Raw genomic sequence first — 20943 nt, 5'->3', positions numbered from 1 at the left:
AACGTAGCACGGGCTTCGGACCACCCGTGCCGGTCCTTGTTCAGAGTGGGGTGCATGGACAACCACTCCTCGATGGCGCCCTCGGCGATACCCCCGTACCGGGCGCAGGCCACCGAAGCCGTGCACGCCGGACGCGAGGACCTCGCGGCTCTCGGCCTGCACGCCCCGCCGATCGACCTGTCCACCACCTACCCCTCGTACGACTCCAGGGGGGAGGCGGAACGGATCGACTCCTTCGCTTCCACGGGCGCCCGGCTGGACGGCCCGCCCGTCTACGCGCGGCTCGACAACCCGACCACCGCCCGTTTCGAGACGGCCCTGGCCCGGCTCGAAGGGACCGCGAGCGCCGTGGCGTTCGCCAGCGGGATGGCCGCGCTCACCGCCGTCCTGCTCGCCCGCGCGAGCATGGGGCTGCGCCACGTGGTGGCCGTGCGCCCGCTCTACGGCTGCAGTGACCACCTCCTCGGTGCCGGGCTCCTCGGCACGGAGGTGACCTGGACGGATCCCGCGGGCATCGCCGAGGCGATCCGCCCCGACACGGGACTGGTGATCGTCGAGACCCCCGCGAACCCGACCCTCGCCGAAGTGGACATCCGGGCGGTCGCCCACTCCTGCGGTTCGGTGCCGCTGCTGGTCGACAACACCTTCGCCACCCCCATCCTTCAGCGGCCCGTCGAGCACGGCGCCCGGATCGTGCTGCACAGCGCGACGAAGTACCTGGGCGGCCACGGGGACGTGATGGGAGGGGTCGTCGCCTGTGACGAGGAGTTCGCGGCCCGGCTGCGCCAGGTGCGGTTCGCGACCGGCGGGGTGCTCCACCCGATGGCGGGGTACCTGCTGCTGCGCGGTCTCGCCACGCTCCCGGTGCGGGTCCGGGCCGCGTCCGCGAACGCCGCGGAGCTCTCCCGCCGCCTCTCCGCCGACCCGCGGATCGCCCGCGTGCACTACCCGGAACTGGGTGGTGCGATGGTCTCCTTCGAGGTGTACGGGGACCCGCACCGGGTGATCGCCGCGGTGCGCCTGATCACGCCGGCGGTCAGTCTCGGCAGTGTGGACACACTCATCCAGCACCCGGCCTCCATCAGCCACCGCATCGTGGACGAAGGAGACCGGCAGGCCTCGGGGGTCGGCGACCGTCTGCTGCGCATGTCGGTCGGGCTGGAGGACGTCGAGGACCTGTGGGCCGATCTGTGCCAGGCCCTGAGCGGCGAGGCGCCCGTGCGGCAGGTGGTCAGCGCTCAGCCTGCTCGTACGGTGGCAGGGAACGTACCGGAGTCGCGCCCAGCCGGGCGGTGATCACGAGCGTTCCCTCCTCGATCTGGTAGTCGAGCGGCAGCGAGAGCGCGCGCATCGCGGCGACCATCCCGGTGTTCGATGCCTGGGTGACGGCGTAGACGCTCTCGCAGCCGGCCTCGACGGCGAGCGCCACCAGCCGGCCGAGGAGCTCGGAGCCGATGCCGCGGCGCTGCCAGTCGTCCTCGACGAGCAGGGCGACCTCGGTCTCGTCGCCGTCCCAGAGGAGATGGCCGAGGGCCACCGTCCGGCCGGAGGCCGTCTGCACGGCGAGGGTGCGCCCGAAGCGCGGACTCAGCAGGTGTTCGAGATAGCGGTCGGCGTCGCGGACCGGTCCGTGGTAGCGCAGCCGCAGGGTCTGTTCCGAGCAGCGGTCGTGCATGGCCCGGGCCGCTTCGAGGTCATCGCGGTCCGCCCGGCGCACGGTGATCGCGTTGCCCTCGGGCAGGGTGAGTACGTGCTCGCTGCGCGGGACGCGGGGGCCGAGCCGGGCGTCGAGCTCGACCAGGGCGCGCGCCCTCGCGAACTCCGTCGGAGTGAAGGGCAGATAGGGGCGTTCGACGGTGATGACGCCGCCCGACGGGTCACGCAGCCGCATCACCGTCTCCTCCAGCACCCCCTCCACGGGCGCGCTCTCACCGGTGGCGCGTCCGGTGACCGACACGGCGGGCAGCGAGTGGATGGTGCACCGGCCCAGCAGCTGGCGCAGGGCCAGGGGGAGTTCGGCGGCGTCCAGGGCGGTGCGGGTGGCGAGGCCGAGGACCCGGGTCGGAGCGTCCACCAGATCATGGGTGTCCGCGCGCTCGATCCAGGTGGAGCGGCCGCCCGCCTCGGAGATCGCCCGGGTCAGCTGCGCCGCGGGCAGCGAGGCCGGGGCACGCAGCAGGAACTCGTCGACCGTGCCTTCCGCCAGCGGGTGCGTCTGCAGGGTCAGGATGTCGATCCGGTGGCGGGCCAGCACGGTGCAGAGCGCCGCCAGGCTGCCGGGCGCGTCCCGGACCGTGGTGCGCATCCGCCACAGGACCGTCTCGGCGTCGGCCGCGGAGCCGGGCGACGGGGCGCCGGCCGCCGTGACCTTCTGCGCGGAGGGCTCGTACGCGGCGGCCGGGCCGTCGGCATCCGGCGGCGGCGGTGCGTGGCTGTGGCGTCGCGCCCACCAGGTGTGGAACGCGGCGGTGGCGCTCAGCGCCACCGCCGCGGCGATGAGCAGGGACGGGCCGCCCGGCTGGTGTCCGATCAGGTTGGCGATCGCGTCGGCGATGGCGACGGCCGTGAACAGGGCGGCGAGTTCAATGAGGTCCCGCCGCCAGTGGTGGGGGCGGCGGGCACTCTTCGCGGAGGTCACATCAGTCATGACCCCACACTGACCGAGCGGTGTTGCCTGATCACGAACGCCTTGTGACCGATGGGTTAAGTGTGGATCTAGTCGCCTATCGTCTGTTTTTGGCCGGTTGGCAAGGCGATTTTCAGCGAGATGGGGGCGGTGGGGGGCGTGGAGCCCGCGACCATGGCCGGGCGCGTGGCCGGATGCCGGCGCGCCCTGCTCACTGCCCCACTCGCCCGGGCTGAAGGGCCTTGCTGAACAGCACGGATCCGCCCTGCTCGCGGAGGCGCACCGTCAATTCGCCGCTCTCACCGTCGATGTCGACCTCACCGAACAGCGCCGGTGTCTCCATCGGCGACACGTTCGCCCGATCGGGCGCTTGAACGAACACCCGGTCGGGGCCGAACGTGCCGTCGAGGGCGTTGGAAGGGAATTGGCCCGCCGCCAGCGGTCCCGTGACGAACTCCCAGAACGGCGCGAAATCGTTGAACGCCGCCCGCTCGGGGGCGTAGTGCTGGGCCGAGGTGTAGTGCACGTCCGCCGTCAGCCACACCGTGCCGGTGATCCGGCGGTGCTTGATGAACCGGAGCAGTTCCGCGATCTGCAGTTCGCGGCCGAGCGGAGCCCCGGGATCGCCCTGCGCCACGGCCTCGAAGTCCGTGGCGCCGTCGGCGACGACCAGTCCGAGGGGCATGTCCGCGGCGATCACCTTCCACACCGCCCGGGACTCGGACAGTTCGCGCTTGAGCCACTCCAGTTGGGCGGCTCCCAGGATCCCGGTGGTGTCGTCGGGCTGACGGCCGGGAGAGTTGGCGTTGCGGAAGGTCCGCATGTCCAGGACGAACAGGTCGAGCAGCGGGCCGTGCCGCACCACCCGGTGGACCCGGTCCCCGCCCGGGGAGCCGTGCAGGGTCGACACGGGGAAGTACTCGCGGAAGGCCCGCGTCGAACGAGCCGCCAGCACGTCCACGTTCTTCTCGGTGTACCGGACGTCGTCGAGGATCTGTCCCGGGTACCAGTTGTTGCGCACCTCGTGGTCGTCCCACTGGATCACCGAGGGCACCTGCGCGTTGAACTTCCGCAGGTTGTCGTCCAGCAGGTTGTAGCGGAAGTTCCCCCGGTACTCGGCGAGCGTCTCGGCGACCTTCGCCTTCTCCTCGGTGGTGACGTTGCGCCAGACACGTCCGTCGGGCAGCGTCACACGCGGCTCGATGACCCCGTCGGCGTAGATGTTGTCGCCGCTGCAGAGGAAGAAGTCGGGGTCGAGGCGGCGCATCTCGTCGTAGACCCGGTAGCCCCCGATGTCCGGGTTGATGCCCCACCCCTGGCCCGCGATGTCACCGGACCACAGGAAGCGCACCCCGTCCCGTCGGCGTGCGGGCGCGGTCCGGAAGGCGCCGTACACCGGCCGACCGGTGCGGCGCGGGTCGTCCGGGTCGGCGAGCGTCACCCGGTAGTGCACCTGCTCGCCCGGCGGCAGGCCGTACAGCGGCGTCGTTCCGGTGAAGTCGGTACCCGGGCCCAGCAGCGGGCCGTGCCAGACGCGGGCACGCTGGAAGGACTCGGTCGCCGACGTCTCCACCACCATCCGGGCCGGCCGGTCGGAGCGCACCCACACGAGAGCGGAGGACGACGTGACGTCCCCCACCTGCACGCCCCAGGACGCGTCGGGACGGCCGGACCGTGCGAAGGCGGGGGCCGCCGCACCCGCCACGGGGAGCGTGAGAGCGGCCGTGGCCACCAGGGAGCCGCGCAGCAGGGTGCGGCGGTCCGGGGACGGGATTCGTGGACGGTACGGCATCGGAGAGCCTCCGGCGGTTCGGGCGTACGGACTGCTGAGCGACCGGCCCACCCTCGCCTCCGGCGGAGGCGGGCACACCAACGGGGGATGAATACCGGGTCCGCCGTGCATCGAAGCCCGTTCAGCCGCCGCCGGCCGAGCAGGCGGCGAGTAGTTTCACGCCACGCTCGATGTCTGCCGGCGGCAGATGTGCGTAGCCGATCACCAGGCCCACGTATCCGTCGGTGGACCGTGCGTCGCCGCAGTCGCTCAGGAGCCGCAGGGCGATCCCGTTCTCCGCCGCACGGCTCACGAAATCCCCCTCGGGTCCGTACCGTGCGGGCAGCCGGGCGATGACGTGCAGTCCCGCCGCGATACCGCTGACCTCGGTGCCCGGGAAGTGCTCGGCGAGCGCCGTGGTCAGGACGTCACGACGCTCCCGGTAGGCGCGCTGACAGCGGCGCAGCTGACGGTCGTAGCCTCCCCGGACGATGAAGTCGGCCAGCACCGCCTGGTCGACGGCCGGGTTGCCCATGTCCATGGTCCGCTTGCGGTCGACGATCTCGTCCGTCATCGAGGCCGGCGCCAGCAGCCAGCCCAGCCGCAGGCCGGGCGCCAGGGACTTGCTCACCGAACCGGTGTACGCGACGTGCTCGGGGTCAAGGCCCTGGAGAGCGCCGACGGGGGCACGGTCGTAACGGAAGTCGCCGTCGTAGTCGTCCTCCACGATGACACCGTCCGTCTCCCGGGCCCAGTCCAGAAGCCGGCTGCGGCGGGTGGCGGAGTACGCGATGCCGGTGGGGAACTGATGAGCCTGGGTGGTCACGACGGCGCGCACGCCGGAGCGTACGAGGGGCCCGACCGCCAGCCCTTCGTCGTCGAGCGGCAGCCGCGCCGTGGCCAGCCCCGCCGACGCGAAGAGGGCGGCGTGCTCGGGGCTCCCGGGATCCTCGACGCCGACGGTCTCGAGACCCCGCCCGCGCAGGACGAAGCCGAGCAGCGTCGTGGCCTGGGCGACGCCCGAACAGACCAGCAGGCGCTCCGGATCGGCCACCACACCGCGGCGCCTCGTCAGCAGCGCGGCCAGGGCGTCACGAAGCTCCGGCAGCCCGCGCGGGTCCGGGTAGCCCAGCGCGCTGTGCGGCAGCCGCCCGAGAACCGAACGATGGGTGGCGACCCAGGCGCTGCGCGGGAACAGGGACAGGTCCGGCGTGCCCGGCCGGAAGTCGATGCGGGTGCCGGGGGCGCGCGGGGCGAGATCGCGTGCCCCGCCCCTCGCGGCCCGCACCGATCCGCTCACCCAGGTCCCCGAGCCGTGTCCGCTGCGCAGATAGCTCTCGGCGGTCAGCTGTTCATAGGCTTCCGTGACCAGACCGCGGGACACGCCGAGATCGGCCGCGAGCGCACGGCTGGACGGCAGGCGCGTGCCCGGTACGAGACGGCCCGAGCGGACCGCTTCGCGCAGCGCGGACTGCAGGGCCCGGCCACGCCCGCGCGCGGGGGCCGACGCGGCCGGGAGCAACAGCTCCCAGGCGGCCGACACCGATGCCTGGGCACCGCCCGCTGCGGGCGCGGAGGATTCTCTCGTGCTGACGGGTGGGGCCGATGCCGCGGTGTCCCGGGCGCCGCCGGCTGTGGGTGCGGGGGATTCCTTCGTGCTGCCGCGTCGGGCCGATGTCGCGCCCTTCCGGGCGCCGCCGGCTGTGGCCGATGTGGAAGTGGTCCCCGAAGACGTCATGGATGTGGACCTTAAACCGGGCCGCCCGGCCGCCTAGCGTGAATGTCATGAATGTGACCTATCTGCGTGGCGCGTCCTTCGCCGCCTTCGCCTCCGTCCTCGTCGGTGCCTCCTTCACCGCGAACAGTGTTCTCGGCGACTATCCGTATGCCGGTGGCCAGGCACTGCGCTACGGCCTCGCCGCCCTGCTGCTCCTGCCTCTGCTGAACAGGGCCGGTGAGCCCCCGCCGACCGATGTGCTCCGAGCCCTCACCGGCAGGCAGTGGGGGAGGCTCGCGCTCCTGGCCGCCGTGGGCATGGTCGGTTTCAACCTGGCCGTCCTGGCCGCCGAACGGTCGGCGGAACCGGCCGTGCCGGGCGTGTTCGTCGGATGCGCGCCGATCCTGGTCGCGGTACTCGTGCCGCTGGCATCCCGGCGCAGGCCCACGCGTGCCGTGCTCTGCGCCGCGGGACTGGTCGCCATCGGCGCGTTCACCGTGCAGGGCTGGGGTCAGACCGACACGGCGGGCATCGTCTTCTCCGTCGGGGCGCTGGCCGGTGAGGTGGGCTTCGCCCTGATCGCCGTGCCGGTGCTGCGTCCGCTGGGACCCAAGCTGCTGTCCGCCACGGTCTGCGCGGTCGCCGCGGTGGAGTCGACGGTTCTCGGCCTGCTGGTCGACGGCACGGGGTTCGTGCGTGTCCCCACGCCCGGCGAGGCGGCCGCGCTGGTCTGGCAGGCCGCTGTGGTCACCGTCATCGGGTTCGTCTGCTGGTACCGCGGGCTGCAGCGCATCGGGGCGGAGCGCGCCACGCTGTTCCTCGGGCTGATCCCCGTCGCCGCCGCGCTCACCGCACCCATCGTCGGCTCCGGCTCGTACGGCCTCGCGCAGGCGGCGGGCAGCTGCCTCGTGGGGGCCGGGGTGGCGATCGGCTCGGGCGTCCTGAGCCGCCGGAGCCGCGATCGGGCGGCGGATTCAGCGGCTGGTGTCGAGAATCACCCGCGCCACCAGAGCCGGGTCGTCGTTCATCGGGACATGGCCGCAGGCGGGAAGCCGGACCAGCCGGGCACCGGGCAGGGTCTGCTTGGCCCGGACGCCCTGGCGCCGCAGGAGCAGCCGGTCGCGGCCGCCCCAGGCGATCGTCACCGGTAGCCCCGGCACGTCGTCGGTGAACCGGACGTCCCGTCCGGCGGCCAGGGTCAGGTGGAAGCCGGCCGCGTGCCGCAGCGCCAGGGTCTCGGCGCGGGCGGCGTCCGGTGAGCGCCGCCCGGGCCTGGCGTAGATGGTGCTGGTCAGGACGGTACGGCCGGCGGCGGTGCGGGACAGCCGCTCGATGAGGGGCAGGGGCATCGATTCCGCCGCCAGCCGCATGGCGCGGAGCGTTCCGAACGCGTACCGGCGCTCGGAATCCGTCCAGAAGCCGGCGGGCGAGAGCGCGGTCACCGAGCGTGCGAGCTGCTGGCGCCCCAGCTCCAGCGCCAGCAGCCCGCCGAGCGAGTTCCCCGCCACGTGGGGGCGGTCCACTCCGATCGCCGCGCAGAAGGCCCCGAGGAGCGGAGCCACGGTCGGCAGGTCGTACGCCAGGCCCTCGGGCAGCCCGGGGGAGGCGCCGAAACCGGGGAGATCCACCGCGATGACGTCCCGTTCCGGCATCAGGACCGGGACCACCGGGTCCCAGGCCTGACGGTGGTGGCCGATGCCGTGGAGCAGCAGCAGGGGCTCGCCGGAACCCGACCGCTCGTACGCGACGGACACGGTGCGCGGTCCTCGGGGTGACTCGACGGTGAACGAGACCGTGGTGGTCATGGAGGTGCTCCCGGGTGATGAGACACGAGGATTCCGCGCCTGCGAGCGGCTTAGACATTCCGTCAGCAACAATTACCGCCAGGTAGCTTGGAGTTCAAGGGGGCGGGGGAGGGGAACTGGACACGCTGCGACGCGTCGGCTGGGATGGGACGGTGACCACGGAAACCGCGACCGACGTCTTCGAAGAGCACCGGCCCGTACTCATCGGAGTCGCCTACCGCATGCTCGGCCGGATCGCCGACGCCGAGGACGTGGTCCAGGAGGGCTGGCTCCGCTGGTCGGCGGCTTCTCGGGAGGAGGTGCGGGAGCCGCGCGCCTTTCTCGTCAGTATCGTCACCCGCCTCGCCATCGACCGGCTGCGCCGGATCGGAGCCCGGCGCGAGGCGTACGTCGGACCGTGGCTGCCCGAGCCGCTGGTCACCGACTTCGGCCCCACCGTGCCCGACACGGCCGAGCGGGCCGTGCTCGCCGAGTCCGTTTCCCTCGCCGTACTCGTCGTCCTGGAGTCGCTGTCCCCGCTCGAACGTGCCGTCTTCGTCCTGCGCGAGGCCTTCGGCTTTCCGTATGCGGAGATCGCCACGACGCTCGACCGGACCGAGGTGGCCGTCCGCCAGCTCGCCGGGCGGGCCCGCCGTCATGTCGAGGAGCGCAAGCCCCGCTACGACGTCGATCCCGCCCGGCGACGTGACCTCACGGAACGCTTCCTCGCCGCGGCGGCCGGCGGCGACATCGACGCACTGCTCGCGGTGCTCGCCCCGGACGTGCGGCTCGTCGGGGACAGCGGCGGGAGGTCGAAGGCGCCGCTGCGGATTCTGGAGAGCGCGGACAAGGTCGGACGGTTCCTCGTCGGCGTCGCGCAGGGGCAGATCCCCGACCTGGAGGTCCGCTTCCTGGAGCTGAACGGCGGTCCGGCGGTGCTCATCCTCTCCGGCGGAAAGCCGGACTCCGTGATCCAGGTGGATGTGCGAGACGGTGCCATCCAATGTGTCTATATCGTGCGCAACCCTGACAAGCTCACCACGTTGACCGGCGAGTAGTCGCTCGGATGGACGGGCGGGCGGTAGGTAGGTAGGTAGGTAGGTAGGTAGGTAGTCGGGCGGCCGGACGATCAGCAGATCGGCAGATCGGTCGGTCCCTCGGTCGTCGGTCCCTCGGTCGTCGGTCGGCCGGGCGGAGCGGAGCGAGCGGTTGCCGCTGCCGCCGAGTGCTCCCTGCAGAACGCTGCCCCCTCAGGGGCGGAAGGCCGTGCCGGCCGGTCAGCCGTGAATGCGAAACCCGCAAACCCTCTCCGGACGTGGAGCTTTGCGCTGTCCAGCGCCCGCCAGGGCGCATGTCTTGGACGAACGTCCTGTGAACGCTGCGCGGCAAATCGCCGGTTCGTGCGCCCAGAGCCCGAGGATTGGTCTTGACCAAGGGGGTGCGCCGTCCTATGGTCTCCACGTTAAGACAGGAACCTTTAATAAATAACGTCGCGGAAAAGCCGCTGGGCGATTGCGGAGGACAGGGTGGGGACCACGCAGCTGGAAACGGTGCAGGAGCCGAAGTACTGGCACCTCAAGACCGTGCTCAGTGAGGCACTCGACTCGGACTTCGCGGTGGGGGAGATCCTCCCCAACGAGCGCGAGCTCGCCGCCCGGTTCGGCGTCGCCCGGGCCACGCTCCGGCAGGCACTGGAGCAGCTCGAACTCGAAGGCCGGCTCCAACGCCGCCGCGGGGTGGGCACCACCGTCGCGCCGCCGCGCGTGGGCGTCTCCGTCTCCACCGCGCAGCGCGACTGGACCGGGGGCGGTGCCGGCGAGGCGTGGCAGTCGGTGGACTGCCGGACGGCAGCCGCACCCGTCGTCGTGGCCGACATGCTGGACGTGGCAGCCGACGAGCCCGTCCACATCGTGCGCAGGATCCGCCTCACGCACGGCCAGGCGGTCGCGGCGGAGCTGCTCTATGTACCGGCGGCCTCCGTTCCGGACCTCTCGGCCATAGAGACCCCGTCCGGTCCCGCAAGGGCCCGCAGTGTCGTACGTGAACTGCACCGGCTCGGCCTCGACGGACAGGACCGTTCCGTCGAGCTCGGTTCGGCTCGCGCGGACGACGCCAAGGAGCTCGACCGGCTCCCGGGCGCCCCCGTCCTCGTCGTGACGACCCGCTACCTCGCGGCCGGTGGTACAGCAGCCGTCTCCGTCGCCACGTACCGGGCCGACACCTGCCGCCTCACCTTCGGCGACTCGGGCGACTTGCAGATCAGCCACCAGGACAAGCCCCGCCAGGCATCCTGACGCGCCCTGATCCCTGCCGCTCCGGCTGGGTGCCGGATCCCGCATGCGGGATTCCGGATGCCCCATGCCGAAGGGCGGTTTCGGGATGGCGGTTGCCGGACACTTGGTTACCCGGTTACCCGGTTACCCGATGACCGCGCGCCGGGGAGTGCACCGTACGGCCCGTCGCCTTCAGCGGCGGGCCGTCACCGTTCCCTCTACGGCGAAGAGCTGCTCCTCGACGTGGTCGAGCGCCAGCCGCAGCGCACCTGTGGCCACAGCAGCTTCGCCGAGCAGCGACAGGGTCACCCTCGGGGGCCGCAGACAGTAGCGGGCCAGCTCATCGCGGAGCGGATCCAGCACTCCGTCCAGCCCGGCGGCCCAGCCGCCGATGACCACCAGCTCCGGATCGAGCGCGAGGACCAGCGCCGCCACGTCGTGCACAAGACGCTGGATGAACCGCTCGACAGCCGCCTGCGCCTGCTCGTCGCCACGTCGCGCCTTGGCGAACACCGCCGCGACCGCGTGCTCGTCGAGGGGGTCGAGGGGGGTGTCCGTCGTCGACAGAAGTCTCTCCGGCGTGGCACTACGACCGAGGAGGTGCAGGGCGCCGATCTCGCCGGCCGCTCCACCGAACCCGCGATGCAGCCGCCCGCCGATCAGGGAACCCGCTCCCGGGCTCAGACCCGCCAGCACGAACACGATGTCGTCGGACTCCGTGGCCGCCCCCTTCCAATGCTCCGCGACCGCTGCCGCGTTCGCATCGTTCTCCACGAGCACGGGGCACCGGAACGAGCGTCTCAGGCGCTCGCCGAGTGCCAGCCCCGTCCAGTCCGGAAGAGCGGTTCCCAGCCGGACGGTGCCGTCGGCCTCCACGATGCCAGGGCTGCCCACGCCCACCGCTCGCAGACTGCTGCGGGCCACGCCCGTCCGGCGCAGGACGTCCGCGACCACGGTCCGCACCTTTTCGAGGCGGTCGTCCGCGCAGGCGGTCTCCGATACCTCGCGTGAACCGGCGCCGATGATTCGGCCGTCCAGCCCCGACAGCAACGCCGAGACCCGGTGCGGACCGATCTCGATGCCCAGGAGATGCCCCGCCTCCGCCCGGAAGCGGAATCTCCGGGCCGGACGCCCCTGGCGCCGTGCCTCGGCGCCGTCCGGAGCCGACTCGACGACCAGCCCGGCTTCGAACAGTCCTTCCACGACGCCCTCGACCGTGGGCCGGGAAAGGCCTGTGATCCGGGTCAGGTCGGTAAGGGTCGGGGATTCCGCACCGCGAAGGGCGTGCAGGACCACCGCGGAATTGATCCGACGCAGCAACGACGGGTCCCCACCGGTCAGCCGGCCCACGGTGTGTCCTCCCAGCTCGTGCGCATGTCAGGCGGATCGTACTCGTTGCTCATGGCCGCGGCGACCGTGGGCGTCAAGGCCGCAGGCACGACCCTGTGTCGGTTCGCGAGGACCGCGTGGCCTCAGCCCGTATGGCCACCGGGCGCCACCCGGTGCCAGCGCGGAGGAATGGGCGACCCCAGGCGATCAGGCCTTCCGAGAGCACGGGGAAACCGCTCGGCGACTCCGGGCTTCGGCCACTCTCGCTTCGGCCACTCCGGGCTTCGGCCACTCCGGGCTTCGGCCACTCCGGGCTTCGGCCACTCCGGGCTTCGGCCACTCCGGCCGTCGGCCGCTCTCGTTTTTTCGGGGACTCCCGGTTTCGGCAACTGGCAGGTTCGGTAACTTCCGCATCAGCTCGGGGCGACGAATCCGGACTCGTAGGCGGCGATGACCGCCTGGGTACGGTCGCGGGCGCCCAGCTTGGCCAACACAGCGCTGACGTGGGACTTCACCGTCTCGACGCCCACCACCAGGCGGGCCGCGATCTCGGCATTGGAGAGGCCCCGGGCCATCAGCCGCAGCACAGCCGCTTCTCTTTCCGTGAGGGAAGCCCGCTCCATGGCCTCCCGCGCCTTGCTCGTGCCGTACTCCGCGGCCAGCTGTCGGACGGCAGCCGGGAACAACAGGGACTCGCCCTCCGCCACCAGCCGTACCGCGTGCACGATCTCGGCCGGCCGGGCACGCTTGAGGAGAAAGCCGTCCGCGCCGGCTCGCAACGCCTCGTAGACGTATTCATCGTTCTCGAACGTCGTCACGACCAGGATCTTCGGCGGATCCGGCACCGTCCGCAGCACCACCCGAGTCGCCTCGATGCCGTCCATCAGTGGCATACGAACGTCCATCGCCACCACATCAGGACGCAGTTGACGCACCAACGGGATCACCGCGGCGCCGTCACCGGCTTCGCCCACGACCTCGATGTCGGGCTGGGCTTCCAGGACCGCGCGCAGTCCCGCGCGGACCAGGGGTTCGTCGTCGACGAGAAGAACGGTAACCGGCATCGCGCCAGGATATGTGCCATCTCAGTCGCGGTATGCGGCTTCCGGTCAGGTATGTGCCTGCAGCCAGGCAGACGCCCCCAGTCAAGGTATGGGGTGCAGAGGAAGGCTCGCGTGCACCCTCCATTCCCCCTTGTGCGGTCCGGTCTTGGCACTGCCGCCCAGCAGGGCGGCTCGCTCCCTGATCCCCCTCAGCCCGCTTCCGCCCCCCGGGGCACCGGTCAAACCGGCGAGTGGGTTCGTCACTTGGAGCTCGAGCCGGCCGTCGGCAACGGTGATGCGGACCCGGACAGCAACCGATCCCGAGTGACGCAGGACATTGGTGAGCGCTTCCTGCAGGATGCGGTAGCCCTCGCGGGACACGGGCGCCGGTACCTGTTCGAGTGGCCCGGACACATCGGCATCGACCTTTGCCCCGGAACCGCGAGCGGAGTCCAGCAGACGGTCTGCTTCGCTCAACGACGGCCGCTGCCCCGATGGCGGGCCCGATTCGCGCAGCACCCGCAGCACTCGTTCGAGGTCGTCCAGTGCATCACGGCCCGTCTCCTCGATCGCCACCAGCGCCCGCTCGGTGAACTCCGGGTCATGCGCCGCCCGGGCCGCACCGGCCTGTACGACGGCGACCGTCAGGGCGTGCCCGATCGAGTCGTGCAACTCGCGCGCTATCCGGTTGCGTTCGAGCAGCTGTTCCGTGCGCTCCTCCAGCGCGGTCATCCGCTGTTTCGGGGTTGGTCCGAGCAGCCACCGGGCTGCAGCGGTGATCAGCTCCCCGCAGCTCACGACGACGGCGAGCAGCATTACCAAGGGGACCGGCGCGAGGAGCGCCGCCCACCAGTGCGAGCCCAGCCCGGCGGCGAACCAGTCGGCGCTCGGTTCTGCCCCGAGCGCTGAGCGGATGAGGTCGACCGCCGTGGCCGACAGCCATACCGTCGCCATCCCCGCCAGCGCGGCGCACACGAGCCGTATTTCCAGCCAGAGTGAGGTCCGCCACCGCTCCGACCATGAAGTGGAGGGAGCGGCCGAGATGGTTGCCTGGGGGTTGCCCCGCTGCTCGGGCGTGAGCAGCAGCTGTGCCTGGACCCCCTCGGCAAGGCGCATTCCGGGAATCAGCCCCACGAGAGCCGCGAGGACCACCGGCACCCACGGAGTGTCCGTCGAGATGAACAGCCAGACGCTCACGGCGGCGCCGGGCAGAAGGAGATGCAGCCACCGGGTGTAGGTGACCGGCGAGGCCAACAGGCGGCGGAGGAAGCTGGACATGCTGCCATCGTGTCAGCGAACTCGGTGCGACGGCTCCCCCGAGCGAGGGAGATGATCCACCCCATCGGGGGAGGACCGCTGCCCGCGCTGAGGCCAGGCTGAGGTCATGACCAGCATCGACGTCAACGAACTCACCAAGGACCATGGCGCGACCCGCGCCGTGGACCGCCTCACGTTCAGCGTGCGCCCCGGCCGGGTCACCGGCTTCCTCGGGCCGAACGGGGCGGGGAAATCCACCACCATGCGACTGGTCCTCGGCCTGGACCGGCCCACCGGCGGCACCGCCACGATTGGCGGGCAGGCCTACGCGGCGCTGGATGATCCGCTGCACCGTGTCGGGGCGCTGCTCGATGCGCAGGCCGCCCACGGCTCACGGACGGCGCGCCATCACCTGCTCGCGCTGGCGGTGAGCAATGGGATGGGTGGCACAAGAGTTGAGCAAGTCCTTGAGGAGACGGGACTCGGCCACGTCGGGGGCCGGCGGATCAAGACGTTCTCCCTGGGTATGCGTCAGCGTCTCGGCATAGCGGCGGCGTTGCTCGGCGACCCGGACGTGGTCATGCTCGACGAGCCGTCGAACGGGCTGGACCCGGAAGGCATCATCTGGATACGTGAGTTGATGAAGCGGCTGGCCAGGGAGGGCCGCACGGTGCTCGTCTCCAGCCATCTGATGAACGAGACGTCGTCGTTCGCAGACCATTTGATCGTCCTGGGGAGGGGCCGCCTCCTCGCCGACCTCCCGATGCGGGAGTTCCTCGACTCCCGGAGCCGGAGCCGGGTGCTGGTGCGGGTGTGCATGTCTGATACTGCTCGGCTCGAAGCCGCCCTCACCCGCAGCGGATACCGGGCTGAGCAGGGTGAAGGCGGGCGCTGGACCGTGGAAGGGGCGAGAGCACACGAGATCGGCGCGCTCGCCGCCACGCTGGGCCTCCCGGTTCTTCAGCTCATGGACGAGCAGACCACGCTGGAACAGGCGTACCTGGATCTCACCGCAGGAGCTGCGGAGTTCGGGACCGCCGCGTCCGCGTCCGCTTCCGCATCCGCGTCCGCCATCCGACAGGAGGCCTGACCATGTCACCCACCGCAGTCCTGCACTCCGAGTGGATCAAGATCAGATCGGTGCGCTCCGTCGCCGGCTCTCTGACGGCGGTCTTCCTCGTCACCATGGCCGTCACCGTCCTCAGCTTCGCCACCGTCGGCCAGGCCGAGGCGGACAACGCGGACGCGGATCTCGTCTTCGGAGCCTTCTACGCACTGAACTTCGGCCAGATCGCGGCCATATCTTTCGGAGCCACGGCGGTCTCGTCGGAATACGTCAACGGTGCGCTGCGTATGTCGCTGACCGCGGTGCCGCGCCGCACCCTCTTCTACACAGTCAAGATGTCGCTGCTCGGCGGGAGCGCCCTGGCCGTAGGGCTTGTCACCAGCTTCAGCTCGTTTCTGACCGGTCAGTTGTTCATGGGGGAGTACGCCATCGGGCTGGGAGAACCCGGCGCGCTGAGAGCCGCTGTGGGCGGCGGCATGTATCTCGGCTTGATGACTCTCCTCGCCGCCGGCCTGACCGTCCTTGTGCGCAGTGCGGTTGCCGTCCTCAGCCTGCTCATCCCCTTCATCCTGATCGTCTCGTTCGTCGTGGGTGATGTCGCAGGAGGTGCGGCTGACTATCTTCCGGACCGCGCCGGGCAGTTGGTACTGCACCAGCATCCGGACAGCAGCATCGGGCCGTGGGCGGGGCTGGCCGTCACCGCCGCGTGGGCCGGTGCGGCGTTGCTGGCCGGTTGGTGGGCACTACGGCGCCGGGACGCCTAGACGTCGGACAGGGGTAGCCATGAGGCCGGTGTACGCCGAAGAGCGACGGGACTGAAAGGCGCAGTGGTGCCGCGTCGATACCCTGCCGTGGGGTGCGGCGCCCCCTGACACGGCAAAGGGCCGTCCCGCACCCCGTTCCCGGGTGTACGGGGCGGCCCGACTGTGTTTCGGATCGGTCGGGACTTCCCCGGCATGACGCAGGGCCCGCGTCTCCTGAATCGAGCCGGGTGAGCCGTTCGGCAGCTGCTGGTGATCGCGACCTACGGATTGGGTGCGACGCCCGCGAGCTCGCGCACACCCGCTGTGCGTGGGTGCCGTGACGAAAGCTCGGTGACGATCCGCTGGATTGCTGGCCGGTCACGTACCTCGCCGGGGCTCGCTCGCAGTGCAGCCAGGAGTTCCCGCGCGGTTTCCGTGGGCTTGCCCCACTGCCACCAGGCACGGGCCAGGTCGGTATGCATCCGGCCCCTGCGTTCGGCGGTCGCGAACTGCGCGGCACGCAGATTCCTGCCCGCTTGAAGCGCGGAACCGGCGTCTCCGAGCGCCCAGTGAACCCCGACCGCGTACAGGTCGACGGCGGCCGGCGTCAGCGGGAACAGCCGACCACGCGGGGGCTGCTCGGGGAGACTGCGGGCGGCGCGGCGGGCTTCCTCGATCATGGCCAGGGCCTGTGTCCGGTCGCCCGCGCGGGCGGCGGTGTAGGACGTGGTGCACAGCATCTGTGCGTACGCCGCCCGTTGAGGGGCGGTGCCAAGTCCGGTGGACTCGACCCCGGCGGCGGCCTGGAGGATCAAGCGCTGAGCGGCGGCGGGCTGGTCCTGGTGCCGCAGCACGATGGACAGCTCCCGTGCGGCGGCCGCCGTCGCGAGGGGTGATCCGGACAGCTCCGCGTAGGTTGTGGCCCGGTCGGCTGTGAGCCTGGCCCGGTCGTGCCGCCCGATCTTGATCAGGACTTGTGAAGCCAGCGCATAGCAGGACGACAAGCGTGCGTGGTCGAGCTCCTGCCGCGAACGGGCCGCGTCGTGGGCATCGCCCAGCAGATCCGGCAGCAGGCCGAGGAGAGCCGCATGCCGACCCGCGTTGAACAGGTCCCGCGCGGTGGCGAGACGGCCATCGAGCGGCGCCTTTTCACCGGACGGAACAAGCGGACCGGCCAGGGCGTCATCCATCGCAAGGAGCAGGGTTGCGGGTACTGCCGCCCCAGCGGTGGCGAGCAGTGTACGGCGGCGCAATGGGTCCTCCTCGGGTCGCGGACCGGCCGACGCAACTCTAGTGGCGGGAGAGGCTGATAGGCCCAGAGCTGCCGATAGGACATTTGACGGCATACCAACCGCCGATGCTGCCTGCCTGATCGGCCGGAGCTCGGCACGGCTGCCGCGTGATTCCAAGCGGGAGACGGTGGAGGCCGAACACCCGACCACGGCCCCTAAGTCGTGCTGCCGCCATCCCAGCGATTCTCGGCCCAGCCGGATCAGGCCGCCGGCGTCATGACGGGCCAGCAGGTCCCGTACCTGCGCGGAGTGCCATACGGAGTCCGAATGCATGCCCGCCTCCTGACCACGGTCCGGGGCCATCCTCCACGGTAGAGCGACAGGAGGACTCCGTATACGCCGTGTGCAGGACCTGCAAACGGCATGCATGCATGGGGAGTTGGAGATGTCCGGACTGTTCCCGGTGCTGTCCTGTCAACGGAGCCCCCGCCCCAGGGGGCCAGCCGAAAGGGGAGCACGATGACCATCGTTCTGGAACGCCCCGCCCGTACCGAAGACCCCGACGCGGCGCCCAGGGATCCGCGCAGCTTCGTCCCGGTCGAGCAGTGGTCCAAGCTGACCGGGTTGCTGATGCGCGACTACCCGTTCGACTCCGTCATGGCAGAGCGGGTGCTCGGCCAGGCCATCGCCTATCTGATCACCGCCATCGAGCACCGTGGCCAGGGCCTCGGCCTCGGGCCCGGCCGCATCGTCGACATCGGCGTACACACGATGATCCTGGACACCGTGGCATACATGGAGTTCTGCGAGCGCTACAACGGCGGCGCCTACCTGCATCACGTGCCGCTGGTCGAGATGAAGGGCGACGGGTCCGTGTCGCGGACCGCCGACCTCATCGCCCGCGCCGGCTTCCCCGTCGACCGTCCCCTGTGGGCCGCCGTCTCCTCGACGTGCACCCCGTGCCGCCCCGGTGAGGACGGGCACTGACGGACACGTAAGCAGTGGCCCCCGCCCGCCCGGTGGGGGCCACTGCCACACCCGGGCGGGGCCGACCCGTTGGGGTGAATCGGAAAGAGACCCGACGCTGATCATGCCCCGCGGGCCAGGATGGGCCGGTGAATCCGTCCTCAGCCACCCCGGCAGCCCCGACAGACCTCTGGCAGCACTACGGCGCCCCCACGCCCGCGGGCACCCCCCGCAGCGTCGATGCCCGGATGCACTGGGACTGGTACCAGCGCACCGGACCCAGCGCCGAGATCCTCGGCGACGTCGCCGGACTCACCGTCACCGAGCTGGGGGCAGGCGCAGGCCGCCAGGCCGCCCACGTCGCCGGGCGTACGGCCGCTGCCCGGGTACTGGCCATCGACAGCTCACCTGCCCAGCACACCAAGGCTCGCGCCTTGTACGGACACGTTCCGGGAGTCGAGTTCATCGAGGCCGACGCGGCAACCTACCTGCACCGCCACCCCCGCAGCGCACACGTCCTCTACTCAGTGTTCGGGGCCGTCGACTTCACCGACCCCCGCACGACGCTCCCCGCCGCCGCCTCGGCGCTGCGGCCCGGCGGTCTGCTCGTGTTCTCCACCCTGGCCCACTACCGCAACGGGGCACCTCCGGAGACCGACTGCCGCCCGGCGGACATCCCCACCCGCACCGGCTCCATGCAGCGGTGGGTCCTGGACGTGCCCGTATGGGAAAAGCTCCTCGGAGAGGCCGGGTTCGAGACCTGTCAGGCCGAGACCCTGCACGACCCCGGCGACGACGCCTCACCCCCCATGAACACGCTCGTCGTCAGCGCGACGATGCCCGCCAAACTGCCCGGACAAGGGGATGGGGGCGGGGCCGATTCCCCGGCAGGCAACCGCGTAGCCGTTGCCGTCCCACCTGGGGGCCCAACCTGGCCCAGATGGAGGCGACTGAACACCTCGCCCACGCATGATGGCGGCGGCCCCGGGCACTCCTCGGGACCGCCGCTTAGGGCAAGCACCACACCCAGGCTCTGCTTTGCCTCGCCCGACGGCGGGCCGACGTCCTCTTCGCGATGCTCCGCGACGGCACCTTCTACGAGCCGCAGCCAGTGGCGGTCACGTGACCTGCGGGCGCACCAGCAGCATCACACGGTCGGCCTCGACGTCAAAGCCGAGAACCGGGTGGAGCGGATCAGACTCCGGGCTCAGCAATACCGGCTTGCCGAGCTGACGCCCGATTGCCCGCAGCAGGCGGCACAGCACATCCACGCCGTCCTGACCCTGCAACTCCCGCAGATCAACGTCGAAATCGATCGAGCCAGCCTCATACGCCCGAAAGATCACGAGGAACCCAGAGACCGGCCAGACCCTCAGCAACACGTCGGCACCCTCACCGCGGACCAGCATCTCCGCAGCTCTCGGCAGCCGAACCACAACACCGTCCTCGGAGTACTCACACGACCACCCCTGTGACCGAATGAGGTCAAGCACCGCCTGCCAGTCCTCCACCGAGGTATCCGGGACACGGACGTCCGGCAGCGATCCCATCAGATCGGGAGCAAAGAAGCTCTTGACGTCATCCCACAGCAGGTCAGGCATCACGCCATGCTGCCTTGCCACGCGCCGAAACGCAGCCCGATTCCCTTGACGAAACCCATAGGGCCCCCCGGAACCCGTCACCGCGAAGGCTCCGACGGGAGCCGAGCCAAAGACCGCGGCGGGTGAGCGGAGGCCTGCGACGGAGGCGTGCCGTGTGGCCTTGGAGAAGTCTCCAAGTACCCCCGGCGGCCCTGACGCGAGCTCGCCGACGCACCCGCCGGTCACGAGGGAATCTCGCACGGCAGCCGAGGAGAGTACCGAGGGCCTGCATAGCCACGAGCCTCCCCGTCCCGCGGTGCCACCGATGCCGACGCAGCCGCCCCGGCAGCCGCCCCCGGCCGCGGCGCCGCGCCGTCGCCGGCTGCCTGGCTGGCTCAGCCGCCGAGGTACACGCCGCTGAGCTCAATGGCACAGCAGGTGACAGACAGAGGAGCGGCTCAGCAACCTGCCCTGTGATCAAGCCAACCGATCACATTGCGTCAAAAGAGCGTAACCGAGCGCCATGCAGGCTCGTGAATCGGTAGACAAGGCACCGAGGGGTCGGGTGGAGCGATCTGGGGGCCGCAGGCGGAATGCTGACGATCAACGTGGGAATGCTGCTCGCCGTCATCGTCCTTCTCCGGCTGCGGCGGCGTACCGAGGCCCGCAGTCGCGCCGACGAGAAACTGACCGTCATCATCGTGCTCGCTCTGGGTGTGGTGATTGCTCCGACCCCGGCGGGCGAGGGCATCCTCGACTTCCTGGGTCAGCTCGCCTCCGGCATCACCAAGTCCAGCCACTGACACCGCGGAGACCAGTCGATGCCCATCCGCCCCCCGCGGCGCCGCCACCATCCCGGAGCAAGGCGGCCTGCGCCTCGCCCGAGTCAGCGCCGCCGTTACGTGCGCTACCGCCGGCAGCGGCAGCATGACCGCCAGGTTCTCGCCCTCGGTGCCGGCGTCCTGGGCATCGCAGCGGTGTGGTTCCTCGTCGCCTGGCTCGTGGCCCACCTCTGGGCGGTGGTCATGCTCGGAGCCGTCGCGGTCGTGGCCGCGACCTGGTTCGTCAACCAGAACCGGCAGCGGCGAGCATGGAACCGGGTACAGCAGCAGGCGCTGCGCTACGAACTGCCGCACCTCGACGCCCTGGGCCACCGTGAATTCGAGTACGCGGTGCGCGACCTGATGCGCCGCGACGGATGCACCGACGCCCGCCAGGTCGGAGGATCCGGCGACAACGGCGCCGACGTCCTTGCCACCGACCCCCACGGCCGCACCTGGGTCATTCAGTGCAAGCACCGCAAGGCCGGCGACCGCGGCTCAGCCGTCGGCACCCCAGACCTCCAGCGCGTCAACGGCACCGCCCGCCAGATCCACGGCGCAGACATCGTCCTGGTTGTCACCAACGGGCGTTTCTCCTCCCGCTGCGCGCCGCTCGCCGAGCAGCTGCACATGCACCTGGCCGACCGGCGCGTACTCGCTGCCTGGGCGGCCGGAAGCCGGCCGTTGTGGGAGCTCCTGCCGAGAGTGCCGGGGCCTCGGGCAGGAAGCTGACCA

At 71.0% G+C, this 20943-nt stretch carries 17 protein-coding genes and 2 pseudogenes; 10 read left to right on the top strand and 9 right to left on the bottom strand.

Annotation, left to right across the window (positions count from 1 at the left end):
* The first annotated feature begins 54 nt into the window (after positions 1–54).
* Positions 55–1296: an aminotransferase class I/II-fold pyridoxal phosphate-dependent enzyme gene (locus tag E6R60_RS11025; RefSeq protein ID WP_206309376.1), complete on the top strand. Its 1242-nt coding sequence runs from the start codon at positions 55–57 to the stop codon at positions 1294–1296.
* On the opposite strand, the gene E6R60_RS11020 is transcribed toward E6R60_RS11025, so the two are convergent.
* The 3 genes from E6R60_RS11020 to E6R60_RS11010 all read right to left on the bottom strand — a co-directional run bounded on the left by E6R60_RS11020 (position 1232) and on the right by E6R60_RS11010 (position 5922).
* Positions 1232–2638, bottom strand: a complete 1407-nt coding sequence (locus E6R60_RS11020; protein WP_136326417.1) for a GNAT family N-acetyltransferase — start codon at positions 2636–2638, stop codon at positions 1232–1234. The genes E6R60_RS11025 and E6R60_RS11020 overlap by 65 nt on opposite strands.
* Positions 2639–2837: 199 nt before the next feature.
* A complete protein-coding gene (locus E6R60_RS11015; RefSeq protein WP_136326280.1) occupies positions 2838–4418 on the bottom strand; it encodes an alkaline phosphatase D family protein in 1581 nt (526 codons plus the stop codon).
* A 121-nt stretch (positions 4419–4539) separates the two neighbouring features.
* Positions 4540–5922, bottom strand: coding sequence for a PLP-dependent aminotransferase family protein (locus E6R60_RS11010; RefSeq protein WP_136326415.1), 1383 nt, complete (start codon positions 5920–5922; stop codon positions 4540–4542).
* An 80-nt stretch (positions 5923–6002) separates the two neighbouring features.
* On the opposite strand from E6R60_RS11010, the pseudogene E6R60_RS11005 reads away from it, so the two are divergent.
* Positions 6003–7031, top strand: a pseudogene (locus E6R60_RS11005) (DMT family transporter); the annotation flags it as partial.
* Positions 7032–7088: 57 nt separating this feature from the next.
* On the opposite strand, the gene E6R60_RS11000 reads toward E6R60_RS11005, so the two are convergent.
* Positions 7089–7919 (bottom strand): alpha/beta hydrolase, encoded by an 831-nt coding sequence (locus E6R60_RS11000; protein WP_136326279.1) that lies wholly within the window; start codon positions 7917–7919, stop codon positions 7089–7091.
* 152 nt (positions 7920–8071) lie between these two features.
* Between E6R60_RS11000 and E6R60_RS10995 the strand changes: the two genes are divergently transcribed.
* Together E6R60_RS10995 and E6R60_RS10990 are read left to right on the top strand one after the other, a co-directional pair.
* The gene (locus E6R60_RS10995; RefSeq protein ID WP_136326278.1) at positions 8072–8956 is read left to right on the top strand and encodes an RNA polymerase sigma-70 factor; all 885 of its coding nucleotides are present in this window, start codon (positions 8072–8074) and stop codon (positions 8954–8956) included.
* A gap of 468 nt (positions 8957–9424) precedes the next feature.
* Positions 9425–10192, top strand: a complete 768-nt coding sequence (locus E6R60_RS10990) for a GntR family transcriptional regulator (RefSeq protein ID WP_136326277.1) — start codon at positions 9425–9427, stop codon at positions 10190–10192.
* Between the two features lie 171 nt (positions 10193–10363).
* Here the strand turns inward: E6R60_RS10990 and E6R60_RS10985 are convergent, their stop codons facing one another.
* From E6R60_RS10985 to E6R60_RS10975, 3 genes are all read right to left on the bottom strand, one after another.
* Positions 10364–11521, bottom strand: coding sequence for an ROK family transcriptional regulator (locus E6R60_RS10985; RefSeq protein ID WP_136326276.1), 1158 nt, complete (start codon positions 11519–11521; stop codon positions 10364–10366).
* 392 nt (positions 11522–11913) lie between these two features.
* Positions 11914–12564 (bottom strand): response regulator transcription factor, encoded by a 651-nt coding sequence (locus E6R60_RS10980; protein WP_136326275.1) that lies wholly within the window; start codon positions 12562–12564, stop codon positions 11914–11916.
* A gap of 81 nt (positions 12565–12645) precedes the next feature.
* Entirely contained in the window at positions 12646–13821 is a 1176-nt protein-coding gene (locus tag E6R60_RS10975) for a sensor histidine kinase (RefSeq protein WP_136326274.1), read from the bottom strand.
* Between the two features lie 106 nt (positions 13822–13927).
* On the opposite strand from E6R60_RS10975, the gene E6R60_RS10970 reads away from it, so the two are divergent.
* The gene (locus tag E6R60_RS10970) at positions 13928–14890 is read left to right on the top strand and encodes an ATP-binding cassette domain-containing protein (protein WP_136326273.1); all 963 of its coding nucleotides are present in this window, start codon (positions 13928–13930) and stop codon (positions 14888–14890) included.
* A 2-nt stretch (positions 14891–14892) separates the two neighbouring features.
* Complete coding sequence (locus tag E6R60_RS10965; protein ID WP_206309375.1) at positions 14893–15630, top strand: ABC transporter permease; 738 nt, start codon at positions 14893–14895, stop codon at positions 15628–15630.
* A 260-nt stretch (positions 15631–15890) separates the two neighbouring features.
* Here E6R60_RS10965 and E6R60_RS10960 read toward each other — a convergent pair whose 3' ends face one another.
* Positions 15891–17174, bottom strand: coding sequence for a helix-turn-helix transcriptional regulator (locus E6R60_RS10960; protein ID WP_136326271.1), 1284 nt, complete (start codon positions 17172–17174; stop codon positions 15891–15893).
* Between the two features lie 186 nt (positions 17175–17360).
* Here E6R60_RS10960 and E6R60_RS10955 point away from each other — a divergent pair, with 186 nt between their 5' ends.
* Both E6R60_RS10955 and E6R60_RS37335 read left to right on the top strand, forming a co-directional pair.
* Complete coding sequence (locus E6R60_RS10955) at positions 17361–17828, top strand: hypothetical protein (RefSeq protein ID WP_136326270.1); 468 nt, start codon at positions 17361–17363, stop codon at positions 17826–17828.
* A gap of 227 nt (positions 17829–18055) precedes the next feature.
* A pseudogene (locus E6R60_RS37335) lies at positions 18056–18409 on the top strand (class I SAM-dependent methyltransferase); the annotation flags it as partial.
* Positions 18410–18925: 516 nt separating this feature from the next.
* On the opposite strand, the gene E6R60_RS10945 reads toward E6R60_RS37335, so the two are convergent.
* The gene (locus E6R60_RS10945; RefSeq protein ID WP_136326269.1) at positions 18926–19408 is read right to left on the bottom strand and encodes a hypothetical protein; all 483 of its coding nucleotides are present in this window, start codon (positions 19406–19408) and stop codon (positions 18926–18928) included.
* Positions 19409–19980: 572 nt separating this feature from the next.
* Between E6R60_RS10945 and E6R60_RS10940 the strand changes: the two genes are divergently transcribed.
* Positions 19981–20190 carry a hypothetical protein gene (locus tag E6R60_RS10940; RefSeq protein WP_136326268.1) on the top strand — a complete coding sequence of 70 codons (210 nt, stop codon included), beginning with the start codon at positions 19981–19983 and terminating at the stop codon, positions 20188–20190.
* A gap of 174 nt (positions 20191–20364) precedes the next feature.
* A complete protein-coding gene (locus tag E6R60_RS10935; RefSeq protein WP_136326414.1) occupies positions 20365–20940 on the top strand; it encodes a restriction endonuclease in 576 nt (191 codons plus the stop codon).
* Positions 20941–20943 lie beyond the last annotated feature (3 nt).

The organism is Streptomyces sp. A0642 (assembly GCF_004795105.1).
Classification (GTDB): domain Bacteria; phylum Actinomycetota; class Actinomycetes; order Streptomycetales; family Streptomycetaceae; genus Streptomyces.
Note: the sequence above shows the minus strand (reverse complement) of the source record. Positions and strands in the feature narration are given on the sequence as shown.

Excerpts from the sequence above, each read along its gene's own strand:
- E6R60_RS11025 (WP_206309376.1), top strand. The coding sequence starts at position 55 with ATGGACAACCACTCCTCGATGGCGCCCTCGGCGATACCCCCGTACCGG.
- E6R60_RS11015 (WP_136326280.1), bottom strand. The coding sequence starts at position 4,418 with ATGCCGTACCGTCCACGAATCCCGTCCCCGGACCGCCGCACCCTGCTG.
- E6R60_RS11000 (WP_136326279.1), bottom strand. The coding sequence starts at position 7,919 with ATGACCACCACGGTCTCGTTCACCGTCGAGTCACCCCGAGGACCGCGC.
- E6R60_RS10980 (WP_136326275.1), bottom strand. The coding sequence starts at position 12,564 with ATGCCGGTTACCGTTCTTCTCGTCGACGACGAACCCCTGGTCCGCGCG.
- E6R60_RS10975 (WP_136326274.1), bottom strand. The coding sequence starts at position 13,821 with ATGTCCAGCTTCCTCCGCCGCCTGTTGGCCTCGCCGGTCACCTACACC.
- E6R60_RS10970 (WP_136326273.1), top strand. The coding sequence starts at position 13,928 with ATGACCAGCATCGACGTCAACGAACTCACCAAGGACCATGGCGCGACC.
- E6R60_RS10965 (WP_206309375.1), top strand. The coding sequence starts at position 14,893 with ATGTCACCCACCGCAGTCCTGCACTCCGAGTGGATCAAGATCAGATCG.
- E6R60_RS10960 (WP_136326271.1), bottom strand. The coding sequence starts at position 17,174 with ATGCATTCGGACTCCGTATGGCACTCCGCGCAGGTACGGGACCTGCTG.
- E6R60_RS10955 (WP_136326270.1), top strand. The coding sequence starts at position 17,361 with ATGACCATCGTTCTGGAACGCCCCGCCCGTACCGAAGACCCCGACGCG.
- E6R60_RS10945 (WP_136326269.1), bottom strand. The coding sequence starts at position 19,408 with ATGCCTGACCTGCTGTGGGATGACGTCAAGAGCTTCTTTGCTCCCGAT.
- E6R60_RS10940 (WP_136326268.1), top strand. The coding sequence starts at position 19,981 with ATGCTGACGATCAACGTGGGAATGCTGCTCGCCGTCATCGTCCTTCTC.